This window comes from Fusobacterium sp., assembly GCF_032477075.1.
In the GTDB taxonomy this organism is placed as follows: Bacteria; Fusobacteriota; Fusobacteriia; order Fusobacteriales; family Fusobacteriaceae; genus Fusobacterium_A.
Window position 1 is genome coordinate 17,943 of the sequence record NZ_JAWDXO010000005.1, and the last position, 16,400, is coordinate 34,342.

Below are 16,400 nucleotides of genomic sequence, written 5' to 3' on the forward strand. Positions count from 1 at the left end.
TCTCTTTTATTTTTATAAATCTGATAGATTTTTTATTATTCCGCAGGCTTTATAATTATTCAAAGGATAATATTCTATAGGGACATTTTTCTCTTGAGCTAATCTATATAAATGTTGTAAAACAGGATCATTTTTATACTTTTCACTTATTAGAAGCTTCCAAGGAACTCTTCTGAGCAATACTCTAGTAGCCTCTCCTATGCCAGGTTTTATAAAATTAATCTCTTTTATTCCGAATTGTTCTCCAATATTTAAAACTTCTTCAATACCATTTTTATCTGTTGCATTATTTACATTTTTTATATTAAAATCAAAATGCTTTTCTACTTCTTTTATAAATTCATAAGAAACATCTTCCTTTATTAAATCTGAATAATAAACTGCCCCATGAAAATCATTTCCAGTGATTATATCCTTTCTTAAAAAAGTTCTGCTGATAAGACCTGAAACTGTACTGTTAAGACACGAACTTGGAATCAATATATCTTCATGTGTTCCACATAATTCTGTAATATTGGCAGGATCTGATAACACTGCAAGTTCTGGAGATACTCCTTTATAATTTTCAAGAGATTTTTTTAATTCTGTAAGGATTGCTCCCTTTCCTATCCAGCCATCTACAAACTGAATATCTTCTGCTTTGTGGTTTTCAAGAATATATTTCATTGCATTATGGTCTATTTCTTTTCCTCTGATTATTGATATAGAATAATGTTTAAGATTTTTCATTCCATATTTTTTATTGAGATAATGTTTTATTAATATTCCAATAGGAATCCCAGCTCTTGCCAGAGAAACTAATACTAGATTTTCTCCTTTTGCTTTATATATTTTTTCTGCTGTAAGACATACTGCTTCTGCTGTTTGTTTTGAATAATTTTTTAAAGCTATGTCATACATTTCAATATATTTTTTAGTAGGTTTGTATTCTACAGGAAGCATTTCAGAGTAATGTGTTCCTTCCTGTATTTTTTTTTCCCTCTCTTCAGTTGACATAGGTATTACCATATTGGTAATATCTTTCAATAATAGAATTACATCTTCAGTATTATAAGAAGTTTTCAATCTAAACCACTCCATTGAAATATAGATATGTCATTACAATCATATTCCTTCAAGGCAGCAATCAAACTTTCTATTCCTTTACCTTTGGTTGATTTTGAATCATGAATAATAATAACTTTATCATATTTCTTCAAATTATATAAATACACTGTTCTATTTTCATCATAAATACTTCTTAACTCATGCCTTAAGTAAAGAGGATAGCCTTTTTCTCCACTTGGAAGAATAGGACTTCTGGTAACAGCATGAAATTTTACCTCATTACATTTGTATTCTTTTTCAATTTTTTCTCCTGTTATCATAGCTGGATACATAAATTCTTCCACTCCCAGTACAAGAACATCTTTATTTTCAAATTCTTCTTTTTTTAATTCTTTTGTTATCAATTCAGCCAGTTTATTACAGCTTTTTTCATATACTCTGCTGTCTATTCCTAATTTAGCATCTATATACTTATTTAAGGAATATTCTTTAATAAAAAAATCTTCTGAAAACTTCAGATCATATTTTCTTTCATTTTCATAACTGTATTTGTTTAATTGATCATCATAGTTTTCTGCTGATAGTTTTATTTCATATATACATTCTATTTGAGATTCATTAAATTTCTCCATATTTTTCTTATTCATTCCATTGAGTATAGAAATTACTCCGAAATTCAATTTCTTTTTTGAATATTGCTCTTCTAAAATATTTTTTATGCTCCAAATAGTATTCCCTGTGGTTATCTCATCCTCTGCAAATATTATTCTATCAGCTTCTTCAATCATTTCTTTTAAATTATTTTTTACAAGCTTTTGTTCTGTAGCATGGCTATGAGTCTCAGAAAAAAATATATATTCACTGTTTTTTACTGTTTCTCTAGTAGTATGTATATATTTTGTTCCTTCTAGACATTGAGATGCTATAGCTGCACCAATAGCAGTAGCTGTTTCTGCAAAACCTATAACTAATAATTTTTCATTTGGATATTTATCAATTAATTTACAAGCTAACTTTTTAAATAATTCTAATGCTGCTGTTGGACTTACAGGTATATGTTTCCCTTGCAGAGGATTTATCAAAAGAAATGTTCTCTTGTTATTATTATCTCTTTTAGCTACTTTTACAAGATCCTCTTTACTATATGTTTTCTGCATTTTTCATTTCACTCCATATGTTTCTGCTAATACCATTATCTTTTCAGCCCATTTTAAATGAACTTTTACTTCATTCATTCTTTCACCAGAATTGCTTTTTCCTACAGCTAGTACATTATTTTTCCAGCTTATTATTTCAAGTGCATCTTCATAATCTGATTTATCTACTATTAAATTATCATTTACTACAGCTATTTGATTAGGATGAATGACAGTTTTTCCTATAAATCCATTAATTTTATCTAATTGAATTTCTTTTGCTAATCCTGTTTTCCATTCATCATTTTTACTGGCAAAATATTCCCATACAGGACCAGAAACTACATATTCTCTTGAAAAAACAGTAAGAATATCACTCAATATATTTCTCACTGGAGTAATATCATAAATACTTTGGCTATAATTACGACGTACTTTGAATTCTTTGCAGAAATCATTTCCTCCTACTCTTATATTAAGTACCATTTCCTTTACATCATTAATTTTCTTTTTAAGTTTATACAAATATTCACTTCTAGTATTTAATTCAATAATTTCTGAACTTTCAAGTATAGGCATCATATATATTATTTTTTCAATTCCTTTATTGATTTCTTTCATATATGAATTGTATTCATCTGCACATTCCAAAGAATATTTTGGAAAAATAAAACCTGTAAATAGACTGCTATATTCCTTTATTCTTGTGAACATATTCAATATTTGTTCAGGTTTTCTAACCCTAATAAATATTTTGGGATAGTTATTCCATTGAGGATTATTTTTTTTATATGCATCTAATTCTCTGAATGTTTTTACTATTTGTTCTTCAGCTTCTTCTACAATATCATCACTTATAGCATCTTCTAAACAAAGAGAAAGGGAAAACTTGTCTTTAATCTTTTTTTCTATTATCATTTCAGATATTTTATCATTGATAGCAGGTGAATACATTAATGCACCAACTGTATAAGCCATTTTTTCTCTATTATCTAACATTAATTTCCTCCAAATAACTTTTCTATTTTAATATTTTTTAATCTTTGCTACCTTCTTGCCATTTGAATCCCCAACCATATTGTTTATCACATTCTTGATGCCCTTTATGAAATGTAACTAGTTTTTTTACTGTTATTGAATCTTTACCATCAAATAATAACTCAGCTATTGCACAGAAATTTCTATGATCACTCTGTTTTCCCATTTCTACAACTATGCTTTCATTTCCAGGAACTTGAACTGTAACTACAGCATTTGTTGCAGTCCAATTAGGAGCCCCTTCATATATGAAAGTATATATAATTATTTTACGAATACTATTTATTCCTTTAGGATTTACATAGATATTTTCTCCAGATTCTCCTCCTGCATTTCCCCTGTCATCTCCCTTATGCCAAATGAATGGAGCATTGCTATAGCACCCTTGATTTGTTCTTTGATCTCTGCTTCCTCCTCTTCCTTGAGAAAATTGCAATCCATCAATTATCATTTTTTCCCCATTGTTGAGTTCATAATAACATCCTAAATCTAAGTCTATTTCTTGATTCCCACCTAAAAGAGAGGCCAAAAATCCTTTCTTTTTAGGTTCTTGAGACCAATTTAGATTAATTACTATTTCCTGTTTTCCTGCCATATCTTCTTTGCTCAAACTTATCTTGTGTTGGTCTCCAAATTTTTCTAATTTTACTGCCATTTTCTTCCCCCTTCATTATTTTTTTCTATAATAAAACCTTTGATAAAACTAAGTATTGTTTTATGTTCCACAGCCAAGTTTATATTCTGACCTTTATCAAATCCTGCTGTAATTATTCCTATTAATTTCCCATTTAAATCTAAGAGAGCTCCTCCAGAGCTTCCATGGGAAATAGGTGCTGTAAATTGTATCATATACAAATCATCTATCATACGAAATCCTGATATTATTCCATCAGAAACAGAATTAAAAAGACCTAGTGGACTTCCAATTGCTATTACTTTTTGACCTCTTACCAGTTCTCTAGTATCTTGATAAAGTTTAATGTATTTATGAGCTTTTTCTATTTTTATTATCGCTAAATCATTTAAATCATGGTATTTAACAATTTCATTAGTGAAATATATCTTATCATCATTTTCCAGCTGTACTCCAAAATAATATCCATTTGAAATAACATGAAAATTTGTGAGAATATTCCCTTTATCATTGATAATAACTCCTGACCCAGTTTTAATACACTCTTTTTTTCTGTTAAATACACTTATCATCACAACAGATGAAGCTAATGTTGCAAGTTTTTCATATGATACTTCTTTTGTTTCGTTTTCTTTTATCTGTTCTATTATCTCCTTTGATTCATTTCTTTTTAAATTGACTTTAATCATATTGCTGCTTTCTTCAGCCTGATTAATTTTAACTTGATTTTTTGTGTTTTTTAATAATAAATCTTCAATAGAAATATCTATTTTTTTACTATTTGCTTCTTCATATGAAGAGGATAGTTTTAATAAATTTTCTGGTATATTAATTTTTTTCTTTTCTGAATCTAAGCAAACTATGTCACAGCCTAAAAGAACTAACATATATAAAAATAGATACTCTTGAAGTTTTAATTCTCCCATATATATTACTTTAGAAAAATTTTTTATTTCTTCTGTATTTTTAAATATTTTGGGAAAATATTTTTCTATCCAATATAGAAGCTTAATCCCAAAATTTTTTGTTATTGATTCATTTTGATTTTTTATATTAAAATATATTTCAATTATTTTTCTATATGCTTCTTTTGCAGTATATTCCCAACAATTATCTTGAAATTTAAACGGGAACTTTAAATCAATTAATTTTTCAATATTATGGTATGATAAATTTTTCCATTCCTCATAGATTACAGAATACTTTTCAACTAAATTGCTTGCTATAAAGTTATCTAAACTTTTTTCTATAAAAACTTCTGATAAAAGCCCCATAATTTCTTCCACGTAAGTTTTCTCACTTTTTATTCCAATATATCTAAAAAAATAGACATCTTTTTTATAATTAAAAAAACGTCCTGAAATATTTTTAAAAGATAAAATAGAAGTTAAAGCTATTGGATTTATTCTAACTTCTAATTTTTGTATTTGTTTCATAATTTTTGCTGAATAAATAACTGTCTATCAGCTTCCCCCTTTTTTAATAATATAAATTTTCAATTGTAACAAAGTCATTGAATAATTATGATAGAAAATGTTGCTAATCACAGTGTTTTGTTTCAGCTTGTATTAATGTTATTACACATAAATAATACCATAAAAAGTATTTATTTCAAAATAATAAATTCATTAGAACTTGGATTAATAAAAAATTTCAAACAAAGATTTAAAGGTAAACTATAGTTAACATAATAAAAATTTATTTTAAAGGATTTTTTAATAAAATATTATATTAGTAAAAAATTAATAATTTAAATACCTTAGCAAATAAAAAGATTGTTATAAATTAATAATTTATAACAATCTCTTTATTTTTTTACTATTTATTTTCCAATCTTTTATTCAATATTTCAGCTTCTTTTTCATATCCTTTTTTTCCAAGAAGAGCAAACATATTAGCCTTATAAGACTCTACTCCAGGTTGATTAAAAGGATTCACTCCTAAAAGATATCCACTGATTCCACAGGCTTTCTCAAAGAAATAGAACAAATATCCAAGATGAAATGGTGTAGCTTCAGGTATATTTACTACCAGATTTGGTACTCCTCCATCTACATGAGCCAGAAGTGTTCCTTGTGACGCTTTTTTATTTACAAAATCCATTCCTTTTCCCTTTAAATAATTAAGACCATCTAAGTCAACAGCTTCTTCTTCTATAGTAATATCTTTTTCTGGAGTTCCAATAAGTACAGCTGTTTCAAATAATTCTCTTCTTCCATCTTGTATATATTGACCCATTGAATGAAGATCAGTACTGAAATCTGCTGCTGCTGGGAAAAGTCCTTTTCCATCTTTTCCTTCTGATTCTCCAAATAGTTGTTTCCACCATTCCCCAAGATAATGAAGTCTTGGTTCATAATTAATTAACATTTCAATATTCTTTCCTTTTCTGTTAAGAATATTTCTGATAGCAGCATATTTATAACAATCATTTTCTTCAAATGGAGATGTATAAGCATTTTGAGCGGCTCTTGCTCCTTCCATTAATTCATCAATATTCACTCCACTGCATGCAATTGGAAGAAGCCCTACTGGTGTAAGTACAGAAAATCTTCCTCCTACATCATCAGGAATAACAAAAGCTTCATATCCTTCTTCATCAGCAAGCTTTTTCAATGCTCCTTTAGATTTATCAGTAGTAGCATATATTCTGCTCTTTGCTCCATCTTTTCCATATTTTTCTTCAATATGTTTTTTTAACACTCTGAAAGCTATTGCAGGTTCTGTAGTAGTTCCTGACTTAGATATAACATTGATAGAAAAATCTTTCCCTTCTAATACATCTAAAAGATGTGAAAGATATGTTCCAGAAATATTATTTCCTACATAGTATATTTCTGGTGCATTTCTCTTTTCTTTTGAAAGACTGTTGTAAAAAGTATGAGAAAGAAAATCAATAGCTGCTCTTGCCCCTAAATATGATCCCCCTATTCCTACTACAAGAAGTACATCTGAATCTTTTTTAATTTTTTCTGCTGCTGCTTTTATCCTTTGAAATTCCTCTTTGTTATAGTTAGTAGGCAGCTCTATCCACCCTAGATAGTCATTTCCTGCTCCTGTTTTTTCATTTAAAAATTTCTCTGCTACAGCTACCTGTTCCTTCATCATAACAAGCTCAGCTTCATTAAAAAATCCCAATGCTTTTGAATAATCCAATGACAGTTTTTCCATTTTGTTTCCTCCCTGTTTATTACCTTATCTATTTCTTATTTTCTAGTTTCTCTATTCTTAATTTAAGCTGTTCTATTATAATTTCATTTTCATTTACTCTCTTTTTAAGAAGTTCCACTGTTTCATTTATATTGTCTATTTTAGAGTTATAAGTTTTTGTATCAAATCCAATTTTATTCAATTCCTTAGAAAATTCAAGTATCAAAGCTTCCAGTATATTCAAATCCTCTTTGTTTGCTTTTTCCAATTCTACTTTATCCAGCAGTTTTGAAAGATCATATGCAAACTCATATCTAGATACAGAATCCTCTCCATTGAATTTATATGAATTTTCTTTTATTATTCCCTTTTTCACAAGATTTTCTACTGAGGAATATGCCCAATGTTCTTTGTTAAGATCTTCATAACCTAAAGCTGCAAATCCTATATTGAAAATCATGAAATTCCCTATTAATATTTTCTTCAAAATCTTGATTTTCTCTCACCTCTTCCTGCATAATTTCTGAATAATCCTCTTATTTAAAAATCATTTTAAATAGTTATATTCTACTTTCAGTATACCACAATGACCCCCTGCTTACAATGAAAATCAGAGTAAAAAATTCCCATTTACCATTAACTATCAAAATATATCATTGTAAATCAAATTTTTTAATTTTTTTTAAAAATTTAAAATTTAGTTGACGTCATAAAAAAATAGTGATAACTTATTTTATAATTATTTTTATCAAATAAAAAAGGATGAAATTTATGGAAAAAAATTTTACATCTAAAGATGTATTCAAGATGTCAATACCAATTTTTGTAGAATTATTACTCCAGCTCCTAGTAGGAAATGTAGACCAGTTTATGTTGAGTCATTATTCTCAAAATGCTGTGGCTGCAATTGGAAATGGAAATCAAATTATGAACGTTGTTATAATAGTTCTCAATGTAATGAGTATTGCTACTACTGTCCTTATTTCTCAATATCTAGGTGCAGGTGATAAAAGAAGAATAAATGAAGTTTGTAATGTATCCCTTGTTATTATAGGTACAATAAGTCTCATTACATCTTCTCTTATAATTGGATTTTATAAAGAAATATTTATCTGGCTGAAAGTTCCAGCTGCTATATTTGATGAAGCCTGCAGATATATTCTGATAGTTGGTTCATTCATAGTAATACAAGGATTTTATATGACTTTTGCTGCTATTCTCAGAAGTTTTGAAATGCTTAAACATGTCATGTGGACTGCTGCTGTTATGAATACTTTAAATATTATTGGAAATGCTATTCTTATCAATGGACTGTTTTTCTTTCCAAGATTAGGAATAACTGGGGCTGCTATTTCAACAAATATAAGCAAAGGTGTTGGTCTTGGAATACTTGTATATCTTTTTCTGAAAAAAACTGATGCAAAGCTTTCTTTTAAGTATATAACTCCATTTCCTATGCCGATTTTTAAAAGACTGCTTTCAATAGGAATTCCATCAGGTGGAGAAGCCCTTTCTTATAACTTATCTCAAATATATATTTTCAAATTTATCAATATTTTTGGTACTGCTGTTATAGCTACAAAAGTTTATTGCAGTATGCTTGCAAATATTGCTTATGTTTACTCTATAGCTATTGCTGAAGCTTCTCAGATAGTTGTTGGATATCTGGCAGGTGCTAATCAATTAGATAAAATAAATAAAAGAGTTAAATCTACAATTATTGTTTCACTATGTTTTTCTCTCTCAATAACATTTTTAATCTTTTTGAATAGTAACAGAATAATCGGAATATTCACTCATGATTCTGTTATTCTAGAACTTGGAAGACAGATAATTTTTATAGAAATCTTTCTTGAAATTGGACGTTCTGTTAATATAACAATGACAAAATGTTTGGTGGCTGTTGGAGATGTAAATTTTCCTGTTATAGTTGGAGTTATCTGTATGTGGTCTATTGCTGTATTAGGGGGATATATTCTTGGAGTTAAAATGGGATATGGACTAATAGGTATCTGGATAGCTATGACATTAGATGAAGCTGTTCGTGCAGGAATTTTTGTAATACGTTTCAAATCACAAAAATGGAGAAAAAAAATAAATATATAAATAAAAAAGGAAAATAAAAATAATAGAGTATGAATATAGTATAATCTTTCCCCAAGATGTTTTATATATAGAAAAGGAGCTTCTTCCCCAGAAGCTCTTTTTCCTAATTAGAAATAATTTTTAATACTATATAAATTAAAGTATGGAGGTATTTAATGAAGGGACTTATATTAATTTTAAGCATTTTTTTTATTTTTACATTTCTCTGCATGGGAACAGCCATATATATTTTTCTTTACTCTATGAGAATAGTGTTTTTATATCTGTAGATTTGCTTACTACTTCATATTATCTCTTTTTTGCAACTCTATTCATTTATTATTAAACCCAGTTCTTTCAAAAAAGAAACTTATATGTATATACTCAATAATAATTTTTATTCCACTACTATAATCTTATTTATATTTTTCTGATTCAACTATATTATTGGGTTAATATATATCTTTTATACTCTTTATTTTTAAATTATATATACAGAAATTTATTTCTTTCTAAAAAATATTAAATACTATTTTTTTAATTCTTCCATCAACTTAAAAATTTCATCCATTCCCATATCAAACATTCTGCTGTCTTCAGTAATAACAGAAAAATATTTTCTTACCTTATCTTCTCCAAACTCCATTTCCAGCTCATTCCAATATTTTGATTCTTTAGGAATAAATCCCAGAGTATCACTTCCTATTGAATCCATCCAAAAACGAATCTCATACTTAGGAGCAATCACTTTATTTAAATTTTTTATAGTAGTATCTCTATCTGCACCCTCTCCTGGATACTTTATAGTATATTCCCTATCTTTAAATTTTATAATCACATCAAATCCAATATCATTTTCTGATTCTCTGCCCTCTCCATCTAATTCTCCAGTTTGAAGAATTTTTTCACAATATTTTATTATTTCTTCATCATATTCACGCCAGTCTATCCATAAAATATCTTTGTCCTCCCATAATATATCAATTCTGTCCTCTACCTCTGCATTCAAATATTTTCTTATATTATCCATCTTTCTCCTCCATAGTTTTTATTTGCATACTTTTAATATAATTTCTTTTCAACTGTTTTATATTCATCTAACATATAAGTATAGTTTACATTATTTTTTCTATAAAATAAAGATTACCTTTTTAATATAAATTATTTTTATACTTTTTGCTATAAAAAAATATTTAAATACAGTATAATCAAGATAGGTTAAATTTAAATACAGGAGGTTATTCATATGAAAATTTTAATATTAAATGGAAGTCCCAGAATGAATGGAAATACTAGAACTGCTCTAAAAGCTATTGAATCTGGGATTGACACTTCAATAAATCAGGTAGAATTTGTAGACATAACAAAATACAAATTAAGTGGATGTACAGGATGCAACAGCTGTCATACTAATGGGGGAACTTGTATTATAAAAGATGACTGTATCCCTCTAGTAGAAAAAATTTGTGAAGCTGATACTGTGATATTTGGTTCTGCTGTTTATTGGTGGGGAATAACTGCACAACTTAAAATGCTCATAGATAAAATATATTTTAAAAGTGCTGTTATTTCTGAACAAAAGAAAAATATAGGAATAGTTGCTGTTGGAGCTGATGAACTAAGTGGAGAGCAATATGATCTTATCAGCAGACAGTTTAAATGTATCTGTGAATATCTGGACTGGAATCTTGTGATAAATGAGTCTATATCTGCTGCTGATATAGGAGATATGGCTAAACAAACTGAAAAAATAGAAGAATTAAAAGAGATTGGAAAAGGTTTAAAATAAAAAAAATCAAATTTTATTTCTATGTATATACATATTAAAAAATTTATTTTGTAAACTGGAAAATATCCTGAATAATATAATATTATTCAGGATATTTTTATTCAATTTTCTCCTCTATTAATCAGTCTTTCTGTCTATAAATTTTTTTGAGACAATAAATTTTATTTTTTTTGGGGATATATTTTCATTAGTTCCCTTGTTACTGGATTAGATATCATTCTTGGTTTTCTATCTAATATTTCAAAAGTTCCTCTTCTTACAAACTTTATCTTTTTATGTTTTATCAAAGCTTCTTTCATAGTTTCTAAAAAAATTTCTATCTCTTTTAGAGCCTGATTTATATCAATATAATTTTTCCCTATTTCTTGATATATTTTTGCAAAACTTCTCTTATTTATTATTTTCATCTCCTCCATTCACAAAATTTATTAATCCTTTTCCTGCTCTAAATTTTAATACTTTTTTAGGTTTAGTATATATCTTTTCACAATTTCTTGGATCTACAGTTTTTCTAGATTTTACATTTTTTTCTTCAAATACTCCCCAATTTTTAAATATAACTTTTTTATCTTCCTCTATAGCTTTCAATAATGCGTTCCAAAAATTATTTATTTTTTCTTTTGCTTCTTCTCTATTTTTAATACCATTTCTCTCTTTATAAAATTTAATAAATTCTGTTTCTGACATTTTTTCCCTCCAGTAAAATTATAATATGGTTTTCAACTTTTCTATTTCCTTTCATTTCATATATTTACACCTAAAATATTTTTAATTCTTTTTTATCACAGTATTCTCTTTTTAATAAAAAAAAGTATACTAATCTCACATTGTCTATTCTTATTTATAGTCTATTTTTAATTAATCTTTAGCAATTTAATTTTTTACTAAAACCTTCATTTTCCATATATATAAACTTATTTTCCATAATTTCAACTAGTCCATTTCTTTTATCTAACATTTTATTTATACTTTATTTAGATAGTGTATTTTATATTTATTTCCTTCCCATTCAACTACTTTAACTTTTAGTTGAATAAAAGTTCCATCATTTAATTCTACTTCTTCAGTGTAGAAATCTTCTATACAGTCAGAAATTTTACAGCATCTTTCACATGGCATTGATGACTGCCATATAAAAGAATGACATTTTTTGCCCAGACATTCCTCTCTGTTTTCTCCTAATTTTTCACAAGCAGGTTTATTAATATACATAACTTCAAGTGTTTCAACATCAGAAATAAATATCATTTCAAAAATTTGATCCAATACCCATTCAACATTTTTTAAATGACTGATAGGAGAATACTTTTCCATTTTCTCTGTATATATTTTATAACTATTTTTTCCTGATATTTTAGCTGAAAGTAATGCCATATCTGCATTATAATATAAGGAATCATAATCAATATCTTTAGAAGTAAAACAGACACCTGCTGAACATGTTATAATAATATCTGTCTCTATATTTTTTACCTTTTCAAAAAAATTATTCATCATAAAACTTATTTCCTTTTCACTAGTACTGCTTATGGTAAATACTATAAATTCATCTCCACCTAATCTTGAAATACTATCTATCTCAGAAAAACTCCTTTTTAAATTCTTTGATATCTGTTTAAGTATTCCATCTCCTTTTACATGCCCATATTTATCATTTATTCTTTTAAAATTATCAATATCAATAATAATGAAAGCTCCTTCTATATCATTGTTTTCTAATATTTTATTGACTCTTTTCTTAAATTCTCTCCTATTCAACAGTCCTGTTAATGGATCATGTTCTGAGTAATATTTCAGATCATAAATCATATTTTTTATATTTAAATCAAGTTCATCTGATTTTACTATTTTAAATAATTCTTTATCTTTTAAATTTAATAATTCTCCTGTTTTATTTGAAGATATTGCAGATCTATTTTCAACAAAAATTTTATCTAATTTATCTTCTGATATTGGTGGAGAATAATAATATCCTTGAGCATACTGGCATCCTATATTCTTGAGAATATCAACCTGCTCTTTAGTTTCTACTCCTTCAGCTATTACTGCCAAATGAAGTTCTTCTGCTAAATTTATTATTACTTTCAGGAGAATTCTGCTGTTTTTATTCTTTTCTATACTATGTACAAATTCCATATCCAGTTTTAAAATATCTATAGGTAATTTCGCCAGCATATTTAAAGATGAGTATCCAGTTCCAAAATCATCCATCTCTATTACAAATCCAATTTTTTTAAGCCTTTTAACTCCTTCTATTATCTGTTCAGAATTTTCTGTATAAGCAGATTCTGTTATTTCAAGATGTAAAGCTTTAGAAGATATATTATATTTTTTTACTAATTCTATTAATAACTCAGGGAGATTATTATTATATAGATTTATACGAGATACATTTACTGAAATCAATTTTTTACAAGCTTCCTCCCATACAAAGTAATCAATTTCTGTAATAAATCCATTTCTTTCAAAAAGCCCTATAAATGCTTCTGGAAATATCATTCCTTTTTTAGGATAATCCCATCTTACCAATGCCTCTGCTCCCACTATTTTCTCAGTTTTAAAATCATATTTTGGTTGGTAAAATACTTTAAATCTCCTTTCTGCAAGAGAAAGTTTCATATCATTTATAAGCATCTGTTCCTGAAGAAGCTCTTTACGAATAGAATCATTATAATATGCATATTTTTTATCATATTTATTTTTTACTGTATTTGCTGCAAACATAGCTCTGTCACACATTAATTCAATTGAAACATTTTTATCTTCTACCTGATATATTCCATAATGTATAATTATATTCATATTTTTATTAAATTCTGATATTTTTTTAGATATATTTTCCAAAATTTTTTCTATATTAACTACATCAGCAACACATATAATAAAATGGTCTGCTTCTGATCTTCCACATATTCCATAACCATTTATTTCTCCATTAATTATGTTTGCTGTATATTTCAGTAATCTGTCTCCTTCCTTACTTCCATATACATCATTTACAAGCTTAAATTTTGCTATATCAGCAAATACAATATAATATTTGCTTTTTGGTAAATCTTTAAAAAATGCTGTACATTTAAGATAAAAAAAGTCCTTGCTATATATTCCAGTAAGAGTATCTTTTTCTATTTTATTTACAAAGGAAGATGATTCACGCATTTTGATAATATTGGCAAGTCTGTGAAGAATGATAGCTGGTCTATAGGGCTTTACTAAAAAATCTGCAGCTCCCCTTGATAAAGCTTCCACTTCAGCAGCTTCATCTTCATATTGGTTGGTTACCACTACAGGTATATGAACTAAATCTGGATCTTTCATTTTTTCAGATAAAAAAGTATAGCCATCCATTATTGGCATAGCAATATCAAGAAGTACTGCTGAAATATTTTCTTTCTCTTTTTTTAGTATTTCCAATGCCTCTTTTCCATTTTCTGCCTGCAGGACTTTATAAGTAGAACCTAAAATATTATCCAATATTGTACGGTTTATATAATTATCATCAACTATTAATACCACCTTCATTACAGGCATTATTTTCTCCTTTATCTATTTTTTTAATACAAAAAGAAACTTTTACTTATTTTTATGCTTGATAAATTATGTCTATACCTATAAAATTATATTTTTAATTATAAAGTTATTTAAATTTTATATTAATATTTTTCTGAATATTTTTTATTTTCAATATTATATTTTCTTAAATAAATATAACTTTAATTATTTCATTATATATCTTTAAATTTAATTTTTCAACTTAAATATTTCTAATTTAAATTTCCATATATAAAATTTAGTATTTTATTACTATCCATATACATATAATTAATATATCTGACCATGACTATTTAGTAGTATTGCTTCTCTCCATTATTACACCTTACTAATAAAATTTTTATTTATAGAATTTTTTAGCAGCAGAAAAATTTCTTAAATAAATTTGAAATAAAAAACACCCTTTAAAATATGAAGGGTGCTAATAAATTATTTAAAATCCTAAATCTTCTTTTACTAAAATTACTTTTATTCTTCCAATATGCCTGCTATAACGTGTAATTAATATCTGGCAGCATACTGTATCTGGTTTTTTACAGTCATAACAGCATCCAGTCTTTTTGCATGGAGTATCTATATCAAATCTCTGGGCATTGAGGGGTGCAGCAGTGTTTCTAGCCCGTGACATAGCATCTTCCACACTTTTTACTACCTTATTCATTCCTATTATCATCACTACATGCTTTGGTCCATAGCATATAGCTGCTACTCTATTTGAATTTCCATCTATATTTACTAAAACCCCATCTTCTGAAACTGCATTAGAACTGACAAGGAAGTAATCACAGGAAAATATATCACGCATAAGTTTTTCTGATTCTTCTTGGGAAGAGCTCTGTTCTCTGTCTATGACTTTATAGTTACCCATTTTTACAGCTTTTTTCAACCCTATTTCCTCTATGCTTGCTGACCCTCCCCAACCTACACTGCTTCCTTCTGGTATAAGTTCAAGAGCTTTTTTTAAAGCATCTTCTTTTGTATCCACAAAAAAAGCTTCCATATTTCTTGATTTTAAAGCTTTTACCACTTGTTCTCCACGTAAAGAATCTCTCACTTCTTTTATTGTCATAACATTTTCCTCCTTATGTATAAAATCTATATTAATTTTATTAATGAGCATATACATATATAATCACCAGATAACTTGATAAGTTTACTCTCTATATTTCAAGTTTTTCAAGCATATATAAAAGTCCTTCTCTATCATTATCCAGTGTTATATGTTCCACTTGAGATTTTACTTCTGCAGGAGCATTTCCCATGGCAACTCCCATTCCTGTTGCTTTCAGCATATCTACATCATTATAGTTATCCCCAAAAGAAATTGTTTTTTCCATAGGAATTCCCTTTATTCTGCACAGTACTTCTACTGCATTGGATTTTAAAGCCTTTCCATCCATTATTTCTAAATATGTTTCTTTAGATCTATATATTGAAAGTTCTGGATAAATTGCTTTAAGCCTTTTTTCTACTTCTGCTATCTTTTCAGGAGCTCCCATACACATTATCTTATGTACTTCTGTATCCTTTTCAAGAAGTTCTTTAAAATCTCCTTTAAAGCACTTTAAGTTAGTAATTTCTTCTTCTTGTTTTATCCAATAATCACTGTCATCAAATGATATCCACTTACTATTTGAATAAATACTTATACATATATCCTTCCATTCCTTTTTTACGCTTTCTGTTATTTTTTCAGCTTTTTTTGGGGATATGCCATTACTTTTAAGAATTCTGCCATCTGCATCTAATACTAGTCCACCACTATAAGCAACTATTGGAGCTTTTATCCCTACAGTTTTCTGTATAGGATATATCCCTTCAGGCATTCGTGCTGATACAAGAATAAAGGGTATTCCCTTTTTCTCTAACTCTTTTATTTTTTTCTTGGTATTTTCCCTTACTTGATGTTTTGAATCCAAAAGAGTTCCATCTATATCACTGAATACCATTTTATATTTCATCATCTTTC

The 16,400-nt window shown here is 27.4% G+C and carries 15 protein-coding genes; 2 read left to right on the forward strand and 13 right to left on the reverse strand.

All coding sequences use genetic code 11. From position 1 onward, the window contains the following. Nucleotides 1–12: 12 nt before the first annotated feature. The 7 genes from E6771_RS03585 to E6771_RS03615 form a co-directional block, all read right to left on the reverse strand. Nucleotides 13–1,080: a cysteine protease StiP family protein gene (locus E6771_RS03585; RefSeq protein ID WP_316089732.1), complete on the reverse strand. Its 1,068-nt coding sequence runs from the start codon at nt 1,078–1,080 to the stop codon at nt 13–15. After that, the gene (locus E6771_RS03590; RefSeq protein ID WP_316089733.1) at nt 1,062–2,204 is read right to left on the reverse strand and encodes a phosphoribosyltransferase domain-containing protein; all 1,143 of its coding nucleotides are present in this window, start codon (nt 2,202–2,204) and stop codon (nt 1,062–1,064) included. The genes E6771_RS03585 and E6771_RS03590 overlap by 19 nt, the downstream gene beginning before the upstream one ends. Nucleotides 2,205–2,207: 3 nt before the next feature. Beyond that, nucleotides 2,208–3,182, reverse strand: coding sequence for an HpcH/HpaI aldolase/citrate lyase family protein (locus E6771_RS03595; protein WP_316089735.1), 975 nt, complete (start codon nt 3,180–3,182; stop codon nt 2,208–2,210). 37 nt (nt 3,183–3,219) lie between these two features. Next, nucleotides 3,220–3,876 (reverse strand): hypothetical protein, encoded by a 657-nt coding sequence (locus E6771_RS03600; RefSeq protein WP_316089736.1) that lies wholly within the window; start codon nt 3,874–3,876, stop codon nt 3,220–3,222. After that, nucleotides 3,867–5,291, reverse strand: coding sequence for a trypsin-like peptidase domain-containing protein (locus E6771_RS03605; protein WP_316089737.1), 1,425 nt, complete (start codon nt 5,289–5,291; stop codon nt 3,867–3,869). Before E6771_RS03605 ends, E6771_RS03600 begins: the two co-directional genes overlap by 10 nt. A gap of 382 nt (nt 5,292–5,673) precedes the next feature. After that, nucleotides 5,674–7,026 carry a glucose-6-phosphate isomerase gene (locus tag E6771_RS03610; RefSeq protein WP_316089738.1) on the reverse strand — a complete coding sequence of 451 codons (1,353 nt, stop codon included), beginning with the start codon at nt 7,024–7,026 and terminating at the stop codon, nt 5,674–5,676. A 28-nt stretch (nt 7,027–7,054) separates the two neighbouring features. Further along, entirely contained in the window at nt 7,055–7,492 is a 438-nt protein-coding gene (locus tag E6771_RS03615; protein ID WP_316089739.1) for an S-layer homology domain-containing protein, read from the reverse strand. A gap of 284 nt (nt 7,493–7,776) precedes the next feature. Between E6771_RS03615 and E6771_RS03620 the strand changes: the two genes are divergently transcribed. Continuing rightward, on the forward strand, nt 7,777–9,111 hold the full coding sequence (locus tag E6771_RS03620; RefSeq protein WP_316089740.1) for an MATE family efflux transporter: 1,335 nt from the start codon (nt 7,777–7,779) through the stop codon (nt 9,109–9,111). A 508-nt stretch (nt 9,112–9,619) separates the two neighbouring features. On the opposite strand, the gene E6771_RS03625 is transcribed toward E6771_RS03620, so the two are convergent. Next, the gene (locus E6771_RS03625; protein ID WP_316089741.1) at nt 9,620–10,120 is read right to left on the reverse strand and encodes a hypothetical protein; all 501 of its coding nucleotides are present in this window, start codon (nt 10,118–10,120) and stop codon (nt 9,620–9,622) included. A 216-nt stretch (nt 10,121–10,336) separates the two neighbouring features. On the opposite strand from E6771_RS03625, the gene E6771_RS03630 reads away from it, so the two are divergent. Then, nucleotides 10,337–10,879 carry a flavodoxin family protein gene (locus tag E6771_RS03630; protein WP_316089742.1) on the forward strand — a complete coding sequence of 181 codons (543 nt, stop codon included), beginning with the start codon at nt 10,337–10,339 and terminating at the stop codon, nt 10,877–10,879. 161 nt (nt 10,880–11,040) lie between these two features. Here E6771_RS03630 and E6771_RS03635 read toward each other — a convergent pair whose 3' ends face one another. The 5 genes from E6771_RS03635 to E6771_RS03655 all read right to left on the reverse strand — a co-directional run bounded on the left by E6771_RS03635 (nt 11,041) and on the right by E6771_RS03655 (nt 16,395). Further along, entirely contained in the window at nt 11,041–11,286 is a 246-nt protein-coding gene (locus E6771_RS03635) for an HU family DNA-binding protein (RefSeq protein ID WP_410054663.1), read from the reverse strand. Then, a complete protein-coding gene (locus tag E6771_RS03640; protein ID WP_316089743.1) occupies nt 11,270–11,566 on the reverse strand; it encodes an HU family DNA-binding protein in 297 nt (98 codons plus the stop codon). The genes E6771_RS03635 and E6771_RS03640 overlap by 17 nt, the downstream gene beginning before the upstream one ends. Before the next feature lie 276 nt (nt 11,567–11,842). Further along, nucleotides 11,843–14,410, reverse strand: a complete 2,568-nt coding sequence (locus E6771_RS03645) for an EAL domain-containing protein (protein WP_316089744.1) — start codon at nt 14,408–14,410, stop codon at nt 11,843–11,845. 454 nt (nt 14,411–14,864) lie between these two features. Then, nucleotides 14,865–15,500: a lactate utilization protein gene (locus tag E6771_RS03650; protein WP_316089745.1), complete on the reverse strand. Its 636-nt coding sequence runs from the start codon at nt 15,498–15,500 to the stop codon at nt 14,865–14,867. A 91-nt stretch (nt 15,501–15,591) separates the two neighbouring features. Continuing rightward, nucleotides 15,592–16,395: a Cof-type HAD-IIB family hydrolase gene (locus E6771_RS03655; RefSeq protein WP_316089746.1), complete on the reverse strand. Its 804-nt coding sequence runs from the start codon at nt 16,393–16,395 to the stop codon at nt 15,592–15,594. Nucleotides 16,396–16,400 lie beyond the last annotated feature (5 nt).